This window comes from Streptomyces sp. NPDC060366 (assembly GCF_042725135.1).
Taxonomy (GTDB): Bacteria; Actinomycetota; Actinomycetes; order Streptomycetales; family Streptomycetaceae; genus Streptomyces.
This window is the reverse complement of the sequence record NZ_JBHXDC010000017.1, coordinates 56,421-77,521: the sequence shown is the minus strand read 5'-3', so window position 1 is coordinate 77,521 and position 21,101 is coordinate 56,421. Positions and strand designations below refer to the sequence as shown.

Below are 21,101 nucleotides of genomic sequence, written 5' to 3'. Positions count from 1 at the left end.
AGTTTGTGACGCGGACCCGCTCCTGTGAAGACTTATTCCGGGGAATCCCCGTGAACACTAAGAAGAAAAGGATGGCACCGACCCGCCATGCTCGCCTCGCGGCAAGTGGTCGCTCGAAGCGACGAAGGTTGGGCCCGGGGGCTTGGATCGAGCCGGTGCCAACACCAGGCTAACAAACCACCCCGGAAAGTGATTCCCGCACGCGAGTTGACTTCACGATCAGTCCCCGGACCGCGTGCGGATCACTCCCTGAGGAGATCGGGGACTCCCTGCTCGTCGGGGTCGTCGCGGCCCGCCGAGACGACCGTGAGCTGCTGCGTCGCGCGGGTGAGGGCCACGTACAGCACCCGCAGTCCGGCCGGTGACTCGTCGGCGATCTCCGCCGGCGAGACGACCACCGTGGCGTCGTACTCCAGCCCCTTCGCCTCCAGGCTGCCGAGCGCCACGACCCGGTCGCCGAGCCCCGCGAGCCAGCGTGCGGCCTGTTCGCGGCGGTTCATCGCGACGACCACGCCGATCGTGCCGTCCACGCGGTCCAGGAGACGCCCGGCCTCCTCCCGTACGGCCCCGGCCAGATCGCCGTCCCGTACGGCGCTGAAGCGCGGCTCGACGCCCGTGGAGCGGACGGCGGCCGGTGACTCCATGCCCGGCATCGCGAGCGCGAGCACCTTGGCGGCGAGCGCCGCGATCTCGGCCGGGTTGCGGTAGTTGACCGTGAGGGTGAAGTGGCGGCGCGGACGGTTGCCCAGGGCCTCGTCGCGTGCCTCCGCCGCCTCGTCCGGGTCGGACCAGGACGACTGGGCGGCGTCGCCGACGACCGTCCAGGTGGCGTGCCTGCCACGGCGGCCGACCATCCGCCACTGCATCGGGGTGAGGTCCTGCGCCTCGTCGACGATGACGTGCGCGTACTCGGTGCGCTCGGCCGCCAGCCGCTCCGCGCGCTCCCGCTGCGACTCCTCGCGCTGCGGCATCAGCTCCTCGAGACCGGTCAGCTGGTCCAGCGGGTCCAGCTCGCGGCGCCTGCGCGGGCGGGACGGGGTACCGAGCAGCTGCTCCAGCTCGTCGAGGATCGCCACGTCGTGCACGGACAGCGGGCCTGTGCCGTCGGGGCCCGCGCGCCGCAGCGAGCGGGCGACCTTCCGGGTCTCGTTCGGGTTGAGGATCCGGCGGGCCCAGCGGCCGAGCCGGCGCTCGTCGGCCATCGCGGCCAGCACACCGCGCGCGGTGAGTTCGGGCCACCAGGCGTCCAGGAACTCGATGAAGCTGTCCTCGGACGTCACGTCGTCGTCGAAGCCGCCGCGCAGTTCGGCGGCCAGTTCGGCGTCGCCCTTGGCCATGTGGTCCCCGGCGCGCGACGCGGCGCCGGACTTCGCCCACAGCGCGTCGAGGAGCAGCCTGCGGGCGCGGGGGCGCAGCAGGTTGACGGGCGCGGCGCCGCCGAGGACGGACTGTCTGATGCGGTGCAGCTCGTCGGATTCGAGCTCCAGCCGGCGGCCGAACGCGACGACCCGCAGCCTGGTGGGTGTGGCGGCGCGCCCGGAGGTCCCGGGTGAGGCGCCGGTGGCGCTGTTGCCGCCGCTGTCGTCCCGTGCCGTGCCCGGGTCGTCCTCGCCGAAGGCGAGCTGGCCGGTGGGGCGCGCGGCGGTCTGTCCCGCCGTACGGCTGCCGCGTCCGCCGCGGCCACCGGAGGGCGTCCGGTCCCCCTCCAGGGCTCCGCGTGCCGCCTTGCGCAGCACCTTCAGCATGCGAGCCGAGCCCTTGACGCGGGAGACGGCGGGCTCGTCGTACGCGGTGGCCTCCGCGCCGTCCACGAGGGAGCCGACCGCGCGGATCGCGACCTGCCCCTCCTCGCCCAGGGACGGCAGCACGCCTTCCGTGTACGCGACGAGCAGCGGGGTCGGTGAGACGACGAGGATGCCGCCCGCGTACCGCCGTCTGTCCTGGTACAGCAGATAGGCGGCGCGGTGCAGCGCGACGGCGGTCTTGCCGGTGCCGGGGCCGCCCGACACCTCGGTGACGGAGGCGGCGGGCGCCCGGATCACCAGGTCCTGCTCGGCCTGGATGGAGGAGACGATGTCCCGCATGGTGTGGCTGCGGGCCTGGCCGAGGGCGGCCATCAGCGCGCCGTCGCCGATGACGGGGAGCGTGTCGCCGTTCAGCGTGGCGGTCAGCTCCGGGCGCATCAGGTCGTCCTCGACGCCGAGGACCTTGCGGCCCTTGGAGCGGATGACCCGGCGCCGTACGACACGGCCGGGGTCGACGGGTGTCGAGCGGTAGAACGGCGCGGCGGCCGGCGCGCGCCAGTCGATGACCAGCGGCGAGTAGTCGGAGTCGAGGACCCCGATCCGGCCGATGTGGAGCGTCTCGGCGATGTCGGCGGTGTCGTCGTCGCGTACGGCGTCGTCGGCGGGCTCGACGGAGGTGTACGCGCCGTCGGGGCCCTTCTTGCCGTCCTTGCCGGGCAGCAGGTCGACGCGCCCGAAGAGGAAGTCCTCGAATTCGTTGTTGAGCCGGTTGAGATGGATTCCGGCCCGGAACACCTGCGCGTCGCGTTCGGCGAGCGCGCCCGGTGTGCCGACCTGGCCGCGTTTCGCGGCGTCGTTCATCAGGAATTCCGCCTCGTCGATCTTCTCTTCGAGGCGGCGGTAGACCTGGTCGAGATGTTCTTGCTCGACAGCGATCTCGCGGTCGCGGACGGAGTCGGCGCCCGCGGAGTTCCCCGTCGGGCGGGCGGGGTGGCTTATGGCGTCGTTTCCCTTGTCGCGTACGGGATCGACAACCGATCCAGCGGATTCAACAGCGGCATCCTGCGCGGCCACCGAGGCCCCCTTCTGACGTGCACTGGGCAGCCGTCAACCGTACGCGAAGGGGGCGGGTATGTCAGGCCTCGACCTCCACCAGACGTTTGCCGTCGAATGTCCGGACCTCGAAGTGGTCGATGTCGTTGCGGTCCATGGCCGAGCCGCCGTGCACGTAGAGCGGGTTCTTCGCCACGTCGTGCGTGCTGTCCGGGAGGCCGTAACCCCACTTCGGCACGGCCCACGAGGTGACGATCTCCTCCTCGCCGGTCTTGGACACGGCGATGAGGCTGCACTTGAGCGGCCCCTTGACGTTCTTCAGCTCCAGGGCCGCGTGCGTCCCCCAGCCCTTGCGTTCCATGCCGACGGTGGCGCTGACCTTGGTGACCGGGTCCGTCGCCGCCACCTTCTCCGGCATGTGCTCCATGAAGGCGTCCTCGGCGGGACTGGTCGGGTGCGGGTCGGCGGCCCGGTTGCTCGTGCCACCGTCGGCGGAGGTGGCGACGACCGCGACGGCGGGACCGCCGATGACCAGTGCCGCCGCTGCGGCGACCAGATACATCGAGCGGCGCCTGCGCTTGGCGCGCTTGACCGCGACCTCGTCGACGAGCCGGTCGAGGAGCCGGGGGCTGGGCTGCACGGTGACCGCGGGCGCCGGTGGCGGCGTGGCGGCGCGCCCGAACGGGGAGGCGGGGGCGCCCGACGCGGCCGGCTGTGCGAAGGGATCGGACCGGCCGTAGGGCGACGCCTGTCCGAACGGGTCCGGATTGTCCGCCAGCATGGCCAGCATCGGCTCCATCCCGGCGAACTCCTCCAGATGGAGCGCGCAGATGTGGCAGCCCGCCAGGTGCGCCTCGAAGGCGGTGGCGTCGGCTTCGTCCAGGATGCCGAGCGCGTACGCCGCCGCCGCGTCGTGCGCGGTCGTGCCGTCGCCCTGCCCGGACTGCTCGTACGTGGTCATGCCGAGACCCCCCTTTCCTCCAGCGCGAGCTTCATGGAACGCAGTGCGTAGAACACACGCGACCGCACGGTCCCACTGGGTATGCCGAGCGTCTCGGCGGCCTCGTTGACCGTGCGTCCCTTGAAGTACGTCTCCACCAGAACTTCCCGGTGGGCGGGGGTCAAATCATCGAGGGCATCAGAGAGCGTCATCAGCCACAACGCCTTGTCGATCTCGTCCTCCGCGGGCATGACCTCCAGCGGCGACGGGTCGACCTCCTGCGGCCGGGCCTGCCGGCTGCGGTGACCGTCGATGACGATGCGTCGGGCGACCGTCACCAGCCAGGGTCGGACAGAGCCGGTCGCCCGATTGAGCTGACCGGCGTTCTTCCAGGCACGGATGAGCGTCTCCTGTACGACATCCTCGGCCCGTTGGCGGTCGCCCGCGACGAGGCGCAGGACGTAGGCGAGCAGGGGTCCGGCATGTTCCCGGTAGAGAGCGCGCATCAACTCCTCGTCGGGAACGGAGATGTTGGTGCGCTGTGCCTCGCTCCGGTGCCGGGCCCGGTGAGGTCGGTCGTCGGCCACGGCCGCATCCTTGCGCACCTGAACCTCCCGGGTCGAGACCTTGAGACGGCTGCTTGTTCCCATCACTGGTGACTTACGGGCCGGTGGGGAGATGTACTCAACGAGCAGCGGAAATCTTTCAAGATCTTTTACGGGGGGTGGGGAACGGCCCACGCGGGGAACCGCCCCGGCTTCTCAGGCGCGGGGGCACGATGTCTCAGGCGCGGGGAGGCCGCCCGGCGCGGGGAGCCGCCCGGCGTCTCAGGCGCGGGCGACCGCGGCCCGGCGCCGGTGCCTGGCGACCCGCTCCCTGTTGCCGCACACCTCGCTGGAACACCAGCGCCGCCGGCGCCCGCGCGAGGTGTCCAGATACACCCGGCGGCAGCTGTCGCCCTCGCACTGCCGCAGGCGCGCCCGGGCGACGGGGTCGGTCAGCAGGTCCACGGTGTCCCTGGCCACGGCCGCGAGCAGCGCGCCGCATTCGGGCTCGTCGCTGAGCGTCCGGACGAGCGCGCCGCCCGGTTCGCGTACGGCCCTGATGCCGGGCGGGGCGCCGGCTGCGATCGTGTTGACGCGCTCCAGCGCGGCTGCCGCGTACCGCCCGTCGATCTCCGCGCGCACCAACTGGCCGACGCAGTCGCGCAGTTCCGCGAAGCGCCGGACCCAGGCGGTGTCGACGCCGGTCAGCGGGGTACCCGCGGGCACCAGACCGGAGCCGGTGAGCCAGCGGCCGAGCAGTCCGGCGCCGTCGGTCCGTGGCTGTTCGTCGAAGCCCTTCGGGGCCGGTTCCCCGGTGGCCACCAAGTCCAGGCAGAGGCGCCCGGAGTCGAATCGCCACTCGTACGAGCCCACGCCCGTAGTCATGTGCCTGTCACCGCCTCGGTCACCGTCCTGCCGCGTTCTCCCCAGAGTGCATGCCCCGGAACGCGCCGGGAACCCCTCGGGGGACCACTCACTTGAACCGTGCCCCGCGATTTCACAGGCGCGACGCGGAACCCGGGCGCCGGGAACACCCTCTTACCGTCTTACGGCGCGGTGTTCGGCGGGCCGTCGTGCAGGATCCGCTGGAACAGCTCGTGGTCGCGCCACGCGCCGTCGATATGCAGATAACGCGGCGCCGTCCCGATGAGTTCGAACCCGCATTTGCGCAGGACCCGCTCCGATCCGGTGTTGGACGGCATGGTGCTCGCCTCGATGCGGTGCAGCCCCAGATCCTCCAGCGCTGCCCTGCCTACCTCCTCGACCGCGCGGGTGGCCAGTCCGCGCCCGGTGTACTCGGCGTCGATCCAGTAACCGAGGCTGGCGCTGCGGAACGGCCCGAGGACGAGGGTGGAGAGCGTGGCCTGGCCCACGACGCGCCGTCCGTCGACGAAGTGCCAGCGCAGGGCGGAGGGGTCGGCCAGCAGGTGGGCCTGCGCCTCGGGGGTGAAGTAGTCGGCGGTGCGGTACGGAGACCAGGGGCCCATGTGGTCCCTGTTGCGCAGAAGTGCCTCGGCGAGAGGGCCGGCGTCTTCCGCTCGCGCGGGCCGGAACGGAAGGGAGTCGTTGACCATCCGATTAAAATAGACGCCCCGGTTCCGGTTCCGGTACCCAAATGCCCACCGTGATCGACGGACGGTCACTTCGCGCTGTTCAGGCGCCCCCGTACTTCGTGCCGGCGGCCGGGTCCAGCGCCAGCCGGTAGCCGCGCTTGACGACCGTCTGGATCAGTTCCGACGCGCCGAGCGCCGCCCGGAGCCGGGCCATGGCCGTCTCGACCGCGTGCTCGTCGCTGCCCGCCCCGGGCAGGGCCCGCAGCAGGTCGGCGCGCGAGACCACCCAGCCGGGCCGCCTGGCGAGCGCGGTCACCAGAGCCATCCCGGCGGGCGGTACGGGCCTCAGCTCGCCGTCCAGCAGCACCGCGTGACCGCGGATCTCGAATCGGCGGCCCGCGACCGTCAACGTGCGGGTGCGGCCGGGGAGTTCGAGGCAGAGCACCTGGACGAGCGGGCCGAGGCGGAAGCGTTCGGGCTGGACGGTGTCGATGCCGTGCTCCTGGAGCGGCAGGGCGGTGACGGGGCCCACGCAGACGGCGAGTACGTCGTGGTGAAGGGCTTCGACCAGATCGGCCAAGAGACCGCGCTCATTGGCCCGGGAGAGCAGCGAGGCGGCGGCGGGCGCGCTGGTGAAGGTGACGGCGTCCAGGGTGCGCGCGACGGTCGCGTCGATGAGCCGGTCGACGGGAGCTATGTCCTCGGGCGGCATCCAGCGGTAGACGGGTACGACGACGACATCGGCGCCCCCGGCCCGCAGCGCCTCCACGAAGCCGGGCAGCGGCTCCCCGTGGAGCTGGAGCGCGACCCGGCGCCCCTCGACGCCCTCGGTCAGCAGCCGGTCCAGCACCTCGGCCATGGACTCGGATTCCGGCGACCACTCCTCGGTCAGTCCGGCGGCGCGGATCGCGCCCTTCACCTTCGGCCCGCGCGCCAGCAGCTCGGTGCCGCGCAGACAGTCGAGCAGGTCCTGGCCGTGGCCCCAGCCGTCGGCCGCCTCCACCCAGCCGCGGAAGCCGATCGCCGTCGTCGCGATCACCACATGGGGCGGGTTGTCGATCAACTCCTTGGTGGCGGCGAGGAGTTCGGCGTCGTCGGAGACCGGCACGATACGCAGGGCGGGAGCGTGCATGACGGCGGCGCCGCGCCGCATGAGCAGCGCCCCCAGTTCGTCGGCGCGCCGGGCGGCGGTGACCCCGACCGTGAATCCGGCGAGTGGTCCGTGCTGCTGCTGATCGGACATGGTCCTCGTCCCGCTCTCTGGTCCGTACGGCTCCGGTGGCGGAGCCGGGCGCTTCACGGAGCCGGCCCCGCGGAGCCCGCCCGCGCCCTGGGGCCGGGCCCCGCACGGAGCCCGGCTCATACCTCTGCGTAGTCGAGCCGGTGGCTCACATCGGCGCCGGCCCCCGTCTCCGCCTCCGTCGCCGGTCGGGCCGCCTGCTTCCGAAGGTATACCGCCCAGGTGAGCGCCGAGCACACGGCGTAGAAGCCGAGGAAGGCGACGAACGCGGCGGTGCCCGTGCCCGCCTCCTGCTGGAAGGACTGCCGGAAGGCGAGGTTGACCCCGAGCCCGCCGAGTGCGCCGACGGCCCCGATCAGCCCCATGGAGGCGCCGGAGAGCCTGCGCCCGTACCGGGCCGCGTCCTCCCCCGTCATCCCCCTGGCCAGCGCCTTCGTCTGGAAGATGCCGGGGATCATCTTGTACGTCGAGCCGTTGCCGAGGCCGCTGAGCAGGAACAGCGCGCTGAAGCCGACGAGGAAGACGGGCAGCGACTCGGTCATCGAGGCGAAGATCACCACGACGGTGGCCGCCGCCATGCCCCCGAAGTTCCACAGGGTGATGCGGGCACCGCCGTGCCGGTCGGCGAGCCTGCCGCCGACGGGCCGTATCAGCGAGCCGAGCAGCGGGCCGGCGAACGTCAGCGAGGCGGCCTCCAGGGGCGTGCGCCCGAACTGGGTCTGGAGCACCAGACCGAAGGCGAAGCTGTAGCCGATGAAGGAGCCGAACGTCCCGATGTACAGCACCGCCATGATCCAGGTGTGCCGGTCGCGTACGGCTTCCTTCGCCGCCCCGGTGTCGTTCTTCACCGGCGCCAGGTTGTCCATGAACAGCGCGGCGCAGAGGGCGGCGGCGACGATCAGCGGGACGTAGACCGCGAGCACGATCCGGGGGTGCGTGGCGCCCGCCGTCCCGATCACCAGCAGCCCGACGAGCTGCACGACCGGCACGCCGATGTTGCCGCCGCCCGCGTTGAGGCCGAGCGCCCAGCCCTTCTCGCGCAGTGGGAAGAAGGAGTTGATGTTGGTCATGGACGAGGCGAAGTTGCCGCCGCCGAGCCCGGTGAGCGCGGCGACGGCCATGAAGGTGGTGTACGAGGTCCCCGGCTCCATCACCGCGTAGGCGGCGCCGGTCGGCAGGAGCAGCAGCAGGGCGCTGAAGACGGTCCAGTTGCGGCCGCCGAAGCGTGCGACGGCGAAGGTGTACGGGATCCGCACGAGCGCGCCGACGAAGGTGGCCATGCCGATGAGGAAGAACTTCCCGGCCGGGTCGACCCCGTACTCGGGCCCCATGAACAGGACCATCACCGACCAGAGGGTCCAGATGGAGAACCCGATGTGCTCGGAGAGCACGGAGAAGAGCAGATTGCGCCGGGCGGTCCGGCGGCCCGTGCGCTCCCAGAAGTCGGCGTCCTCGGGATCCCAGTGCTCGATCCATCGCCCCCGTCCGGCGCCGGGTGCCGCATCGGTGATCGTCGGGCCAGTCATCGCGCCTCCACTGACGGTGCGGTTCGGTGACCCCTGACGGTAGGGACGGCGCGTTTCACCGGGGTGCCCCGAGATGACCGGCGCGCAACCTTGCTCTCACCCGGGGACGGGCGCCACTGTGAGCCCGCCCGCCGACCCGTCCGTCGGCGCCGTCACCAGCGCGTCGCCGTGAAGTCGACCGGCCGGGGGCGCAGTGCGGCGGTGCGGGTCGCCAGGGAGCGCATGCGCCGGTGCGACTCGGCGGCGGGCAGGTGCCTGCGGTCGCCGTGGCCGGGGAGCAGCCACTCGAAGCGGAGGGCGTCGACCGTACGGGCGAGGGAGGCGGCCAGCTCCTCGATGGAGTACCAGGTGACGTTCTCGACCACCTCGATGTCGCCGGTGGTGCGGGACCAGTAGAAGCTGTCGCCGCTGAAGCAGTACCGCTCGTCGGCGACGTACACCACGCTGCCGCGCGTGTGGCCGGGCAGCGGGTGGGCGACGACCCCCTCGGTGATCTCGACGGCGTCGGTGCCCCGCAGCACCTGGTCGGCGTCGGGAGCGGAGGCGAGGTCGCCCTCGTGGATCCAGAGCCGGGCGCCGAACCGGTCGGCGTAGGCGCGGCCGTGCGCCGCGTGGTCCTGGTGGGTGAGCAGGACGTCGGTGACGGGGCCGAGCGCCTCGAACCGGGTCGCCAGTGCCTCGCTCCAGCGCGGGGTGTCCACCATGATCTGGCTGCCGGGCGGGCGCCGGACGAGGTAGGAGTTGGCGGCGGCGGTCATCGGCGCGTTGTGTCCGCAGAGGGACACGGTGGCGTCGAGGGGCATCGGGTACGGGTCGAGCGCCGCGTCGAGCCGTCGGCCGGCCGGTGGACGGACGGACCGGGTGTGGCAGGCGAAGGCGGCGGCGTGGAGCCGCTGTTCCTCTCCGGCGTCGCGCGGCTGGCGGACGACGACGGACCGGCCGCCGCCGTCGGCGATCAGGCCCGGCGCGAGCTGGCGGGAGACGTCGCAGTTGGTGCAGCGGTCGTCCACGTGCCAGCCGGGGTCGGTGGAGGTGTCGTTCATGGTGTCGCTCCTGAGCGGCTCGTCCCTGTCCCGTACCGGTCGCGTACGGGACGGCGCACCGGCCGCGCCGCGTACAAGCGGCGGACCGGCCGGACGGGAACGAGAATCCCCCTCCGCCGAGGGAAAGCGGAAGGGGGTCCCGATCTTGTTTCTCACCGCCGCCGGCCATCTCACGGACCCGCGTGGCACTCCGCTTTTGGTGCGTACATGACACTATTGCCGCCCACCACCAGCCTCGGCCCGCCGCCCCCGCACGGCTCCAGCCAGACCCGTACACGTCCGCAGGCGCACCGCGTGTAGACGACGGTCCCCTCGGCGACGGCGTGGCGCGACGCCTCCTGGAGCGGGGTCTCGACGGGCCAGCCGCAGTCGGCGCAGACGGCGACGTCGCCGGGACGGATATCTGTCGGATCAGCTTCCATACGGCCAGCGTCCGTCCTCGGACCGTGCGCGTCCATCGCATCTTTCGGGACGGAACCATGCCGAAACAGCGTACGAATGGCGCACGATGGAGGGCGTGATCAATCTGCGCCTCCTCCAGACGCTGCGCGTCATGAACGCGCAGGGCACCGTCGCGGCCACCGCCCGCGCGCTGAACCTCTCGCCGTCCGCCGTCTCCCAGCAGCTGCGCCAGCTCTCCCGCGAGGTCGGCGCCGAACTGTGGGAGCCGGACGGCCGCCGGATCCGCCTCACCACGGCGGGCTGCGTCCTGCTGCACCACGCGGACCTGCTCAGCTCGCAGTGGGAACGGGCCAAGGCGGACCTCGCCGACCACGGCGGCGGCTCGTACCGGACGCTGCGCATCGGCGGCTTCGCGACCAGCATCGGCCCGCTCCTCGCGCCCACCGCCCAGAAGCTGCGCGACGCGTCGCCGTCGACGCGTACGACCGTCGCGGACATCGACACCCGCCACTGCTACGAACACCTGCTGGCCGGAAAGCTCGACATCGCCGTCCTCACCCCGCTGCCCGGCAGCCCCACCATGGACGATCCCCGCTTCGACCAACAGCCACTGATGGACGACTACCTGGACCTCGTCGTCCCGGCGAAGCACCCGCTGGCCGGCTGTGAGCGCGTCGAGCTGTGCGAGACGGCCGACGACGACTGGATATCGCCGCACCACGACCAGCGACGACTGATCGAAGCGCTCTGCGCCGCCTCCGGCTTCGCCCCGCGGATGGTCCACCACGCCGACGAGTGGTCGGCGGTGCTCTCGCTGATCAGCCACGGCCTCGGCATCTGCCTCGTACCGCGGCTGGTCCCCCTCACCACCCATCCGGAGCTGGTGAGACTCTGCGTCACCGGCGACCCGCCGCCCTTCCGGCGGGTCCTGACCTGCGTACGGCGCGGCAGCGGTACCCAGCCGACGATCAGCGACGGTCTGGCGAGCCTGCGTGCGCGGGCGGCGCTGAGCCCCTGGGCCGACTAGGGCCGCCGGATCCGTTCGAGCCGTTCGAGCCGTTCGGCCAGAGTCTCGGCCGCCGCTTGGCCGCGACGTCCTCGACCCACCCGAAGGCCAGGATCGCGACCGCCAGCAGCGGCCAGATCAGCACCAGCGTCAACGCCGGGTAGGCGGCGTCCAGTTGCTCCCCGTACTTCCATATGTCGGGAATCTTCCAGAGCTGGTCGATGATCGGTACCGTCGCCATGACCAGCAGGTTGTGCCAGAGGTAGATCGTCACGGCACGGTTGTTGGCGAGGGTGATCGTGGAGTCGAACTGCGCCAGCTTGCCCGGCAGTTTCTGCCACGACGGCGAGTACTGGAGCAGGATCGCGCAGAACCCGAGCGACCAGGTCGCCTGGGCCAGCGGGATCTCGTCCAGGTTCCAGCCCTCGTCGGTGAGATGCCCCGACGCCCACCAGATCCCGAAGGCCATGACGAACGTGGCCAGCGAGACCGTGATGTAGCGCGGCACCTTCTTGAACATGCCGTCGTTGTGCGCGAAGCCGAGGATCCAGCACGCGCCGTAGACCGCGAAGTCCGTGAGTGCCAGGCCCGCCTCGCCGGGGATCTCCACCAGACCGGTGCCGATGACGGCCGTCAGCGCGAGCGGCGCCAGCAGCGTCGCCCACGGCACCCGCCGGAAGGCCCACAGCAGCAGCGGCGACGCCAGCACGAACCAGAGGTACGCGCGGATGTACCAGAGCGGCCCGGCCGCCTGGTCCGCCCACGACTGGTCCAGCCAGCCGCCCTGCGAACCGCTCTCCCACGGATACGGCGGCGCACCGACCGGGAACAGATAGTTGGCCAGCTTGAGGAACCACCACAGGCCCTCCTCCCTGACCGGCTTCCAGCCCATCGCGAACATCACCGGCACCACGACCAGCGCGAAGGCCCACATCGGCGGCAGCAGCCGCCGCATCCGGCCCCGGATCACGCCCAGCGAGGGCCGGTTCAGCGAACGCGCCATCAGCGAGCCCGCCAGCGCGAACATCACGCCCATGGAAGGGAAGAGGATCGTCAGCCAGGCCCAGCCGAAGATGTGGTAGATCACCACCCGCCCCAGCGCGACCGCGCGCAGCAGATCGAGATAGCGGTCCCGGCCGGACGGGCGCACGGCGCCCTCCGCCGTCTCCGCCTCCGGCCTGGCGCCTCCCGGCGCCTTGTGCCTGGCTCGCGGAGTACCTCCGGTACTCCCGGCCACTCCCCCGATGTCGACAGAACCGCCGCTCATGCCACCGGCCTCCGAACGTCCTCGCGCCGCCTGCCGGTCGTGGCCCCCGGCGCCTCCACGGCGCCGGTGCGGCGCAGCTTCTGCCAGCGGAGCCGGCCGCCGGTGAGGGCCGTGATCCAGGACTGGAGCAGCACGACGTACATGAGTTGTCGGTAGAGGACCTGCTGGAGGGGCAGCGAGATCAGATGGATCATGCGTTCGCCGTCGAGCCGGAAGGCGTACGCGGCGCAGACCCCCTGTACGGCCAGCACACCCAGCCACGCGATGACGGTGTTCCGGGTGGGGCCGAAGACCAGCCCGTACAGGAGGAACACGTCGATGAGCGGCGCCAGCAGCGGGAACAGCACCATGAACAGCGAGACCAGCGGCAGCCCGACCCGGCCGAAGCGGCCCGACGGCCCGCGCTCGATCACCGCGCGGCGGTGCTTCCAGATCGCCTGCATCGTGCCGTAGCTCCAGCGGTAGCGCTGAGACCACAACTGCTGCACGGACTCCGGCGCCTCGGTCCAGGCACGGGCGCGCTCCGCGTACACGACCCGCCAGCCGTCGCGGTGCATCGCCATGGTGATGTCGGTGTCCTCGGCGAGGGTGTCCTCGCTCATCCCGCCGACCCGCTCCAGGGCCTGGCGGCGGAAGGCGCCGACGGCGCCGGGGATGGTGGGCATGCAGCGCAGCACGTCGTACATGCGGCGGTCCAGATTGAAGCCCATCACGTACTCGATGTGCTGCCAGGCGCCGATGAGGGTGTCGCGGTTGCCGACCTTGGCGTTGCCCGCGACGGCCCCGACCCGCGGGTCGCCGAACGGCTGGACCAGCTCACGCACGGTGGACGGCTCGAAGACGGTGTCGCCGTCCATCATCACGACGAGGTCGTGACTGGCGTGCGCGATGCCGTTGTTGAGCGCGGCGGGCTTGCCGCCGTTGACCTGCCGTACGACATGGACGCCCGGCAGCCACATCGCCTCGACGATGTCCGCCGTGCCGTCCGTCGAGCCGTCGTCGATGACGATGACCTCGATGGGACGGTCGCTCTCCATCAGGGAGCGGACCGTGTTGGCTATGCACTCGCGTTCGTTGTACGCGGGCACGAGCACCGTCACCGGTTCGGTGACCGGCTCACCCCAACTGAAGCCGCGCCGCCGCACCTTGCGCGCGTGCGCGAAGGACAGCACCAGCATCAGCCCGAACCGCCCGATGACCAGCACGCCGATCGCGGCGAGCCCGGCCACCAGTACGGCGGTGGTGCCCTCCGAGACGGCGACGGCCCCGACGAACGCCTTGCCCTTGAGCAGTTCGACACCGGAGACGGGCGTATGGGCGCTCGGGGCGCCCAGCGCCTCGGTGAGGTTGGCGAACTCGTATCCGCGCTCCTGCATGCTCGGCAGGAAGCGGCCCAGCGCGGTGACGGTCTGCGAGCGGTCGCCTCCCGAGTCGTGCATCAGCACGATGGAGCCGCGGGTGCCCTTCGGTGTGGCCCGCTCGATGATCGCCTCGACACCGGGACGCTTCCAGTCCTCGCTGTCGGTGTTGTTGAGCACGGTGATGTAGCCGAGGCTGCCGATGTACTCGGTGACCGGCCACGACTTGTCGTCCATCGCGTCGGCGAAGGAGGAGTACGGCGGGCGGAACAGCGAGGTGCGGATACCGGCCGCGCCCGCCAGCACGAGCTGGTTCTGTGTCAGCTCCCAGTCGATACGGGACTGGGTCTGGTACGCGAGATCCGGGTGGTTGAAGGTGTGCAGGCCGATCTCGTGGCCCTCGGCGACCATCCGCCGCACCAGATCAGGATGGCGCGAGGCCATCGTCCCGGTGACGAAGAAGACCGCGTGCGCGTCGTACTCCTTCAGCTTGTCGAGGACCTTGGGCGTCCACTCGGGGTCCGGTCCGTCGTCGAAGGTCAGCACGAGCTTCTGGTCGGGGACCTTCAGTGCCTTGGGCGTGGTCGTCCCGCGCGCGTCTATGACCGGGCCGCCCTTGAGGATCCGGTCCGGCACCTGGTCGGTGGCGGCCGGCGGGCGTACGCGATGGTCCGCCAGGATCTCGCTGTGCACATAGCCGCGCAGCATCAGCATCGCGAGCAGGGCGACGAGCAGCAGCGAAGGCAGCAGATAGCGCATGGGCAGTCTGCGTCTGGCGACGCGACCCCGCTTCTGCTTGTGCTGGCCGTGCTTGTGGGACGGGGCCTGTCTGCCAGAAGAGGTCATTTTTTTTACTCGGCGCCTTCCGCGACTGCCTGCTGGCCGTCCTGCACGACGGGTGGATCGACGGGCGGGGAGTCCGAGGGAGTGGGATCCGTGCCGGGATCCGGGCCCGGATCGACCGGTCCTCCCGGGTCGGACTCACCGGGATTGGGCTCGGGGTTCGGATCTCCGGGTCCCGGATCGGGATCGGCGGGATCCGGCTTCGAATCGGACTTCCCGGGCTTCGGGTCGGGGTCCGGCTTGCCGGAGGCCGACCCTGACGGGTCCGGATCGTCCGAGGCGCCGGCGCTCGCGCCGGGCGCGGACGGTGTGCCGGAGACGGAGTCCGTGGGGCTGGGGTCGAGGCCCCCCGCGCCCGGTGTGGCCACCACGGTGGGGCGGTCCGTCGGGGGCGGCTGTATCTCGACCTTGTCGGAGTCCCGCTTGTCACTGACGCCGGGTATCTGAAGCCAGGGGGCGCTGGAACTGCCACCGATCAGGGCCGCGACCAGGGCGACGGCGTAACAGGCACTGGCTATCGCCAGCACCCAGCCCAGACGCCGGAGCTTCTTGCTCCGACGGCCGCTGGCGTCGACGAAGACGGGACCTTCGGCGCTGTCCGCGGCACGCGCCGCGGGTATGCCGGTGGCCTCCGTGGTCCGGCCGGGCAGCTCGGAGAGCTGCCGCCCCAGACCGTCGAGCTCGACGGTGACATCCATCGGCTCATGCGTGTGCCCTTTTCGGGCATCTTCTCGCCAATTGTCCACTGCTGTACGCACATCCCCCACAAGATCACTGGGTGCGTGCATGAAAATGGCCGGAATACGGCCGTCGGTCGGGCCCCCACCCGAACCGAGCGCCCCCCACCCACTTGCACCCGGACCCAGAATGTAGCGCACGGCGACCACACACGTGCTCCTGCTTCACCAGTTGATATGCATCTGTACGAGTTCGCTGCCGAAGGACCGATCTTGACGTAAAGATTCCGGCCATGTGATCCGCGCGGGCGGAGCGGTCCCACTGCCCTGAACTGCTCTTGTTCCAGGGCGTTCCGGTCCGAGGCGGCGGGGGCCGGCGGACAGGTGGCCGACATCGCGCCGCACCCCGCGGGGACGCTGTGTCCGACATCACGACGCCGACGCACGACGAAGGCCCCGCTGCCGACAGGGCAGCGGGGCCTTCGCCTCACATGGGAACTGTGGAGATGGCGGGAATCGAACCCGCGTCCAACGGTGCGGAACCAGGGCTTCTCCGAGTGCAGTTCGCTACGTTTTTACTCGGCCCCGGAGGTCACGCGAACAAGCCTCCGACAGGCCCAGTCACTGTTTGATTTCCCACCGTGTCCCGTGACCGAACGCGGTGGTTTAGTTCCCTAGTTGATGCCAGGATCCGGGTCGGGAACACCCCCGGGCTGACACTCCACGGAGTCTTCGCTAGCTGCTAATTAAGCAGCGAGAGCGAAGGTGGAGGAATCGCGCTTGGAATTGGCGATTATTGTTTGCGACATATGGTTAACGAGATCATTGCCGCTTCCTCGACTCGCTTCCCCTGCCTCGACATCCGCTGTCGAAACCGATCATCCCCATGTTGATTTTTCAAACGCTGTCCCTGCTCCGCGGGACAACAACCATCGTACGTGACCAACGTGGGCCGCGGCCACCTTATTCCGTCCGACGGGCGATCAGGCCCGCTGACGCCGGCGTACCGCCGAGACCGCGCGATCCGTCTCCCGCCGGTCCTGCTTCTCACGGAGCGTCTGGCGCTTGTCGTACTCCTTCTTGCCCTTCGCCAGCGCGATCTCGATCTTGGCCCGGCCGCCCTTGAAGTAGAGGGCCAGCGGCACGATCGTGTGACCGGACTCGTTCGACTTCTGCTCCAGCTTGTCGATCTCGATCCGGTGCATCAGCAGCTTCCGCTTGCGCCGCGCCGAGTGGTTGGTCCAGGTGCCCTGGGTGTACTCGGGCACGTGCACGTTGTGCAGCCACGCCTCGTGGTCGTCGATCTGTACGAAGCCGTCCGCCAGGGAGGCGCGTCCCTGGCGCAGCGACTTGACCTCGGTACCTGTCAGCACGAGACCGCACTCGTAGGTGTCGAGAATCAGGTAGTCGTGCCGCGCCTTCTTGTTCTGCGCGACCAGCTTGCGCCCTGTGTCCTTTTCCTTTGCCATAGTGCGTTCATTTTCGCACTACGACCCGCCTCCGAGGCCACTCAATACTGTGCGGGCCCGCTCCTGGGCCCGTTCGGCCACGACCAGGTCGGGTGTGATGCCCTTGTCGTCGACCTTGTGACCGGCCGGTGTGCGGTAGTGCCCGACCGTCAGCTCGGCCACGGAACCGTCCGGCAGCCGGCTCGGCATCTGTACGGAACCCTTGCCGAAGGTGGGTGAACCGACGGTGATCGCCCGGCCACGGTCCTGGAGGGCGCCGGTGACCAGCTCGGCGGCGCTCATCGTGCCGCCGTCGACGAGCGCGACCACCGGCCGCTCGGTGTCGCCGCCCGGGTCCGCGTACAGGGACCGCTGCTCACCCCGTATGTCGTACGTGGCGACCAGGCCGCCGTCGAGGAAGGCGGAGGCCGCCTGGACGGCCTCGGTGACCAGTCCGCCCGCGTTCCCCCGGAGGTCGAGCAGGACGCCGGCGCCCCTGGGCGCCTCCAGCACGGCGTCCCTGATCTGCTTGCCGCTGCCCTTGGTGAAGGCGGCCACCTTGATCACGAGCGCGCCGTCGGCGCCGGTGTCGAGCGTGACGGCGTCAGTACTGAGGCTGGCCCGGCGCAGGGTCTCGCTCCACTCGCGCCCGCCACGAGCGAGGCCGAGGACCACGGTGGTGCCCGCGGAGGCGTCCTCGGGCTGGCCGGTGTCCCGGTCCCTGCCGTCACCGCGCAGCAGCGCGACGATCTCGGTCACGGGCCGTCGGCCCACCGGTTCGCCGTCGATCGTACGGAGGATGTCCCCGGCCTTGATCCCGGCCAGCGCCGCGGGGCCGCCGGGCTGGACCTTGCTCGCCGCGATCCGGCCGTCGGCCAGCCGCTTGGCCGAGAGGCCGACCCCGGTGTACTTGCCGTCGAGGGCCTGCTCGAACTCCTCGTACTCGCCCTTGTCGTACACGGCGCCCCAGCGGTCACCGCTGCGGCTGACGACATCCTCGGCGGCCTCGGTGCCGGACTTCCCGTCGGCCATGGCTTCGGCGGCGGCCCTCGCGACCTCGTCCTTGTCGGCCGTGGAGGCGACGGAGCGGGTGCTTATGCGGGCGGCTTCCTCGTCGGCGCGCGGCAGCGAGTCGGTGGCCGCGGCCGTGGCGAGCACGCTCGCGAAGAGCAGTGTCAGGGCCGCCCCGCGGTAGAAACCGTGGGGCCTGAGGCGATTTTCGGGGCCCGGCATGGCGCCGAGTCTAGGACAACCCCCGGCGCCGCAGAGCGGCTTGGCGAGACGACGCCAGGGGCCATTGTCACACCTTGAGGTACTTGCGCAACGCGACGGAAGCGGCCACTGCCGGCATCAGCAGACCGATCACCAGCACCAGCGGAAGGACGGCCAGCACCGCGTCCCAGCCGATGAAGTTGACCAGTTGCATCTTGTCGGCGAGCGCGAGTCCGCCGTCGATCAGGAAGTAACGCCCGGCGAGCAGCAGGACGCAGGCGACGACGCCGCCGATCAGCCCGGCGAACGCGGCCTCCATGATGAACGGCATCTGGATGTAGAAGCTCGACGCTCCCACCAGCCGCATGATGCCGGTCTCCCGCCGTCTGCTGAACGCGGACACCCGGACGGTGTTCACGATCAGCATCAGGGCAATGACAAGCATCAGCGCCATCACTCCGAGCGCGGCGACATTCATGCCCTGCATCAGGTTGAAGAGGTTCTCCAGGATGTTGCGCTGGTCCGCGACGGACTGCACACCGTCCCGGCCCTCGAAGGCGGTCGCCACCACCTTGTACTTCTCCGGGTCCTTGAGCTTGACCCGGAACGACTCCTGCATCTGGTCCGGGGTGATCATCCCGGCGATGGGCGTCTCGCCGTACTGCTCGCGGTAGTGCTTGTACGCCTCGTCGGCCGACTCGTGGTAGACCTCGTCGACGATGTCCATCTTGCCGAGGTCGGTCTCGATGGTCTTCCGCTGATCCGCGGTGACCGGGCCCTTCTCGCACTTGTCGGTGGTCTCGGCGTCTCCCTTGTTGCACAGGAAGATCGAGACGTTGACCTTGTCGTACCAGAAGTCCTTCATCACGCTGACCTGCTCGCGCATGAGCAGTGCGCCGCCGAACAGCGCGAGCGAGAGGGCTACGGAAATGATGACGGCGAACGTCATCGTCAGATTTCGGCGGAGACCGACGCCGATCTCCGACAGGACGAACTGGGCGCGCATGGCGTCCTTTCAGCTTTCGATGCTCTTCGCGTTGCTCAGTGCTGGTAGCCGTAGACGCCTCGCGCCTGGTCTCGCACGAGACGGCCCTTTTCGAGCTCGATAACACGCTTGCGCATCTGGTCGACGATGTTCTGGTCGTGCGTCGCCATCACGACGGTCGTGCCGGTGCGGTTGATGCGGTCCAGCAGCTTCATGATGCCGACGGAGGTCTGCGGGTCGAGGTTGCCCGTCGGCTCGTCCGCGATCAGCAGCATGGGGCGGTTGACGAAGGCCCGCGCGATCGCGACGCGCTGCTGCTCACCACCGGAGAGCTCACCGGGCATCCGGTCCTCCTTGCCGCCGAGTCCGACGAGATCGAGGACCTGGGGGACGGATTTACGGGTCTCGCCACGGGACTTGCCGATGACCTCCTGCGCGAAGGCGACGTTCTGCGCGACGGTCTTGTTCGGCAGGAGGCGGAAGTCCTGGAAGACCGTGCCGAGTTGACGGCGCATGCTCGGGACCTTCCAGTTCGACAGGCGCGCGAGGTCCTTGCCGAGGACGTGCACCATGCCGTGGCTGGCGCGCTCCTCACGGAGGACGAGCCGCAGGAAGGTCGACTTGCCGGAGCCAGAGGAGCCCACCAGGAAGACGAATTCCCCCTTCTCGATGTCGAGGGACACATCGCGCAGGGCGGGGCGGTTCTGCTTCGGATAGGTCTTGGAGACGTTGTCGAATCGGATCACGGGTGCACCACGTCGGCCGGGAGTAGGTGAGCGAGACCTTACGCGAACCGGCGAGGGCCGCGCAGTCGGCCGCCGGGGTTGGTCCGGGCATGGGCGATTTATCACGGATGACGGCCGGCCGCCATCGGGGACGGACCGGGCGCAATCCGACGGCGCGCGCCGAATAGAGCGGGAGCTGGCACAGTGGTACGGGGAACGGTCGCGTTTCCCGGAACGTTGGGCGCAGAGACAGTGCCCGCGGCTCCGCGGCGCGGGAGGAGGAGAGCGCATGACCTTTGATCGGCTGGTGTGCGCCAACTGCGCGGGACCGGTCAGTGAGGGCCGGTGTCATGTCTGCCGTGCGAACAGGCAGCGGCTGGAGCAGGAGGGCCCTCTCGGCGGCCTGAGCCCCGTGGCGCTGCTGACCCTGCTGGTGGTGCTGATAGCGGCGGTGGCACTGGTGGCGGTGGGGCATCAGACGGCCTGAGCCGTCCCCGGAACATGCGGAAGGGCCCGGACACTGGTTGAGTGTCCGGGCCCTTCCTTGCGTACGGGATGCCTGAAGCGGGTGCTTAGGCGGCCGTGGCGCGGTTGCCGACCAGACGCGGGAGCATCCGGAAGCCGATGCCACCGGCGATCATGGTCGCGGCACCGATGAGCAGGAAGGTGGTCTCGGCGGCGCCGGTCTCAGCCAGCTCCTCCTTGGCCTCGCCCTGCTCGACCGGCTGCGAACCGGCGTTGTCGGTGTCGGTACCGCCCGTGGTGCCCGCGCTGCTGCCGGCGTCGGCACCACCGGTCTGGCCCTCGTCGGTGCCACCGCTCTGACCCTCGGCGGCGCCACCATCGGCACCGCCGTCAGCGCCACCATCGGCACCGCCGTCAGCGCCACCATCGGCACCACCGTCAGCACCGCCGTCAGCGCCACCATCGGCACCACCGTCAGCACCGCCGTCAGCGCCACCATCGGCACCACCGTCAGCGCCGCCGTCAGCACCGCCATCGGCTCCACCGTCAGCGCCACCATCGGCACCGCCATCGGCTCCACCGTCAGCACCGCCGTCAGCGCCACCATCGGCACCGCCGTCAGCACCGCCGTCAGCACCGCCATCGGCACCGCCGTCAGCGCCACCATCGGCACCGCCGTCAGCGCCACCATCGGCACCGCCGTCAGCACCGCCATCGGCTCCACCGTCAGCACCGCCGTCAGCGCCACCATCGGCACCGCCATCGGCTCCCGAGGTGGTGCCGACGATGGTGTTGCCGCCGTCGGTGCCCTCCGTGGCGCCCTCGGTGTCACCGAGGCCGAGGCCGACGTCCAGGCCGTTCTTGTCGACATCCGCGTTGGCGCTCAGGCCACCGACGTTGACATCGATGCCGACGGCCGAAGCGGCGCCCGCGGCGGTCAGCGAAGCACCGGCGGCGATCACCGCGCCGGCGGCTATCCGCGCTACGCGGATCCGCGTCTTCTTGGTCATGTGCTTGCTACCCCCAGTAGCTAATCGTGAGTGGTGCAGCGGTCCGGGGCCGGCCGGT

The 21,101-nt window shown here is 70.5% G+C and carries 19 protein-coding genes and 1 other RNA gene; 2 read left to right on the top strand and 18 right to left on the bottom strand.

All coding sequences use genetic code 11. The annotated features are described in order from the left end of the window. Positions 1–242 precede the first annotated feature (242 nt). The 9 genes from ACFWHU_RS30805 to ACFWHU_RS30765 form a co-directional block, all read right to left on the bottom strand. Entirely contained in the window at positions 243–2,819 is a 2,577-nt protein-coding gene (locus ACFWHU_RS30805) for a HelD family protein (protein ID WP_385799644.1), read from the bottom strand. Positions 2,820–2,880: 61 nt separating this feature from the next. Next, entirely contained in the window at positions 2,881–3,759 is an 879-nt protein-coding gene (locus tag ACFWHU_RS30800; protein WP_385799646.1) for a zf-HC2 domain-containing protein, read from the bottom strand. Next, positions 3,756–4,388, bottom strand: coding sequence for a sigma-70 family RNA polymerase sigma factor (locus tag ACFWHU_RS30795; protein ID WP_242573591.1), 633 nt, complete (start codon positions 4,386–4,388; stop codon positions 3,756–3,758). The genes ACFWHU_RS30800 and ACFWHU_RS30795 overlap by 4 nt, the downstream gene beginning before the upstream one ends. Positions 4,389–4,565: 177 nt before the next feature. Further along, entirely contained in the window at positions 4,566–5,168 is a 603-nt protein-coding gene (locus ACFWHU_RS30790) for a CGNR zinc finger domain-containing protein (protein ID WP_385799648.1), read from the bottom strand. A 161-nt stretch (positions 5,169–5,329) separates the two neighbouring features. Then, positions 5,330–5,857, bottom strand: a complete 528-nt coding sequence (locus ACFWHU_RS30785; protein ID WP_385799650.1) for a GNAT family N-acetyltransferase — start codon at positions 5,855–5,857, stop codon at positions 5,330–5,332. A gap of 79 nt (positions 5,858–5,936) precedes the next feature. Continuing rightward, positions 5,937–7,079, bottom strand: a complete 1,143-nt coding sequence (locus ACFWHU_RS30780; protein WP_387228786.1) for a uroporphyrinogen-III synthase — start codon at positions 7,077–7,079, stop codon at positions 5,937–5,939. A 116-nt stretch (positions 7,080–7,195) separates the two neighbouring features. Next, positions 7,196–8,602 carry a nitrate/nitrite transporter gene (locus ACFWHU_RS30775; RefSeq protein ID WP_387228784.1) on the bottom strand — a complete coding sequence of 469 codons (1,407 nt, stop codon included), beginning with the start codon at positions 8,600–8,602 and terminating at the stop codon, positions 7,196–7,198. A 152-nt stretch (positions 8,603–8,754) separates the two neighbouring features. Then, complete coding sequence (locus ACFWHU_RS30770) at positions 8,755–9,645, bottom strand: MBL fold metallo-hydrolase (protein ID WP_387228781.1); 891 nt, start codon at positions 9,643–9,645, stop codon at positions 8,755–8,757. 170 nt (positions 9,646–9,815) lie between these two features. Then, a complete protein-coding gene (locus ACFWHU_RS30765; protein ID WP_385799656.1) occupies positions 9,816–10,067 on the bottom strand; it encodes a hypothetical protein in 252 nt (83 codons plus the stop codon). A 95-nt stretch (positions 10,068–10,162) separates the two neighbouring features. Here ACFWHU_RS30765 and ACFWHU_RS30760 point away from each other — a divergent pair, with 95 nt between their 5' ends. Beyond that, positions 10,163–11,074, top strand: a complete 912-nt coding sequence (locus tag ACFWHU_RS30760; RefSeq protein ID WP_385799658.1) for a LysR family transcriptional regulator — start codon at positions 10,163–10,165, stop codon at positions 11,072–11,074. On the opposite strand, the gene ACFWHU_RS30755 is transcribed toward ACFWHU_RS30760, so the two are convergent. From ACFWHU_RS30755 to ftsE, 8 genes are all read right to left on the bottom strand, one after another. Beyond that, positions 11,016–12,320: an acyltransferase gene (locus ACFWHU_RS30755; protein ID WP_387228778.1), complete on the bottom strand. Its 1,305-nt coding sequence runs from the start codon at positions 12,318–12,320 to the stop codon at positions 11,016–11,018. The genes ACFWHU_RS30760 and ACFWHU_RS30755 overlap by 59 nt on opposite strands. Then, positions 12,317–14,437, bottom strand: a complete 2,121-nt coding sequence (locus ACFWHU_RS30750) for a glycosyltransferase (protein ID WP_387228859.1) — start codon at positions 14,435–14,437, stop codon at positions 12,317–12,319. The genes ACFWHU_RS30755 and ACFWHU_RS30750 overlap by 4 nt, the downstream gene beginning before the upstream one ends. A gap of 92 nt (positions 14,438–14,529) precedes the next feature. Next, the gene (locus tag ACFWHU_RS30745; protein WP_385799662.1) at positions 14,530–15,219 is read right to left on the bottom strand and encodes a hypothetical protein; all 690 of its coding nucleotides are present in this window, start codon (positions 15,217–15,219) and stop codon (positions 14,530–14,532) included. Between the two features lie 477 nt (positions 15,220–15,696). Beyond that, positions 15,697–16,084, bottom strand: a transfer-messenger RNA (tmRNA) gene (gene ssrA, locus ACFWHU_RS30740). Positions 16,085–16,181: 97 nt separating this feature from the next. Then, a complete protein-coding gene (smpB, locus tag ACFWHU_RS30735; RefSeq protein WP_385799663.1) occupies positions 16,182–16,667 on the bottom strand; it encodes an SsrA-binding protein SmpB in 486 nt (161 codons plus the stop codon). A gap of 18 nt (positions 16,668–16,685) precedes the next feature. Beyond that, entirely contained in the window at positions 16,686–17,879 is a 1,194-nt protein-coding gene (locus ACFWHU_RS30730) for a S41 family peptidase (protein ID WP_387228775.1), read from the bottom strand. A 67-nt stretch (positions 17,880–17,946) separates the two neighbouring features. Next, on the bottom strand, positions 17,947–18,864 hold the full coding sequence (ftsX, locus tag ACFWHU_RS30725; protein ID WP_385799666.1) for a permease-like cell division protein FtsX: 918 nt from the start codon (positions 18,862–18,864) through the stop codon (positions 17,947–17,949). A 35-nt stretch (positions 18,865–18,899) separates the two neighbouring features. Next, a complete protein-coding gene (gene ftsE, locus ACFWHU_RS30720) occupies positions 18,900–19,589 on the bottom strand; it encodes a cell division ATP-binding protein FtsE (RefSeq protein ID WP_078077079.1) in 690 nt (229 codons plus the stop codon). Positions 19,590–19,857: 268 nt separating this feature from the next. Here ftsE and ACFWHU_RS30715 point away from each other — a divergent pair, with 268 nt between their 5' ends. After that, the gene (locus ACFWHU_RS30715; RefSeq protein WP_078077078.1) at positions 19,858–20,055 is read left to right on the top strand and encodes a hypothetical protein; all 198 of its coding nucleotides are present in this window, start codon (positions 19,858–19,860) and stop codon (positions 20,053–20,055) included. An 85-nt stretch (positions 20,056–20,140) separates the two neighbouring features. On the opposite strand, the gene ACFWHU_RS30710 is transcribed toward ACFWHU_RS30715, so the two are convergent. After that, entirely contained in the window at positions 20,141–21,043 is a 903-nt protein-coding gene (locus tag ACFWHU_RS30710; RefSeq protein WP_387228772.1) for a hypothetical protein, read from the bottom strand. Positions 21,044–21,101: the final 58 nt, after the last annotated feature.

Coding starts and splice junctions, on each gene's coding strand:
- ACFWHU_RS30800 (WP_385799646.1), bottom strand. CDS start 3,759: ATGACCACGTACGAGCAGTCCGGGCAGGGCGACGGCACGACCGCGCAC.
- smpB (WP_385799663.1), bottom strand. CDS start 16,667: ATGGCAAAGGAAAAGGACACAGGGCGCAAGCTGGTCGCGCAGAACAAG.
- ACFWHU_RS30745 (WP_385799662.1), bottom strand. CDS start 15,219: ATGGATGTCACCGTCGAGCTCGACGGTCTGGGGCGGCAGCTCTCCGAG.
- ACFWHU_RS30715 (WP_078077078.1), top strand. CDS start 19,858: ATGACCTTTGATCGGCTGGTGTGCGCCAACTGCGCGGGACCGGTCAGT.
- ACFWHU_RS30755 (WP_387228778.1), bottom strand. CDS start 12,320: ATGAGCGGCGGTTCTGTCGACATCGGGGGAGTGGCCGGGAGTACCGGA.
- ACFWHU_RS30770 (WP_387228781.1), bottom strand. CDS start 9,645: ATGAACGACACCTCCACCGACCCCGGCTGGCACGTGGACGACCGCTGC.
- ACFWHU_RS30785 (WP_385799650.1), bottom strand. CDS start 5,857: ATGGTCAACGACTCCCTTCCGTTCCGGCCCGCGCGAGCGGAAGACGCC.
- ftsX (WP_385799666.1), bottom strand. CDS start 18,864: ATGCGCGCCCAGTTCGTCCTGTCGGAGATCGGCGTCGGTCTCCGCCGA.
- ACFWHU_RS30730 (WP_387228775.1), bottom strand. CDS start 17,879: ATGCCGGGCCCCGAAAATCGCCTCAGGCCCCACGGTTTCTACCGCGGG.
- ACFWHU_RS30790 (WP_385799648.1), bottom strand. CDS start 5,168: ATGACTACGGGCGTGGGCTCGTACGAGTGGCGATTCGACTCCGGGCGC.
- ACFWHU_RS30780 (WP_387228786.1), bottom strand. CDS start 7,079: ATGTCCGATCAGCAGCAGCACGGACCACTCGCCGGATTCACGGTCGGG.
- ACFWHU_RS30775 (WP_387228784.1), bottom strand. CDS start 8,602: ATGACTGGCCCGACGATCACCGATGCGGCACCCGGCGCCGGACGGGGG.
- ACFWHU_RS30710 (WP_387228772.1), bottom strand. CDS start 21,043: ATGACCAAGAAGACGCGGATCCGCGTAGCGCGGATAGCCGCCGGCGCG.
- ACFWHU_RS30795 (WP_242573591.1), bottom strand. CDS start 4,388: ATGGGAACAAGCAGCCGTCTCAAGGTCTCGACCCGGGAGGTTCAGGTG.
- ACFWHU_RS30765 (WP_385799656.1), bottom strand. CDS start 10,067: ATGGAAGCTGATCCGACAGATATCCGTCCCGGCGACGTCGCCGTCTGC.
- ACFWHU_RS30750 (WP_387228859.1), bottom strand. CDS start 14,437: ATGCGCTATCTGCTGCCTTCGCTGCTGCTCGTCGCCCTGCTCGCGATG.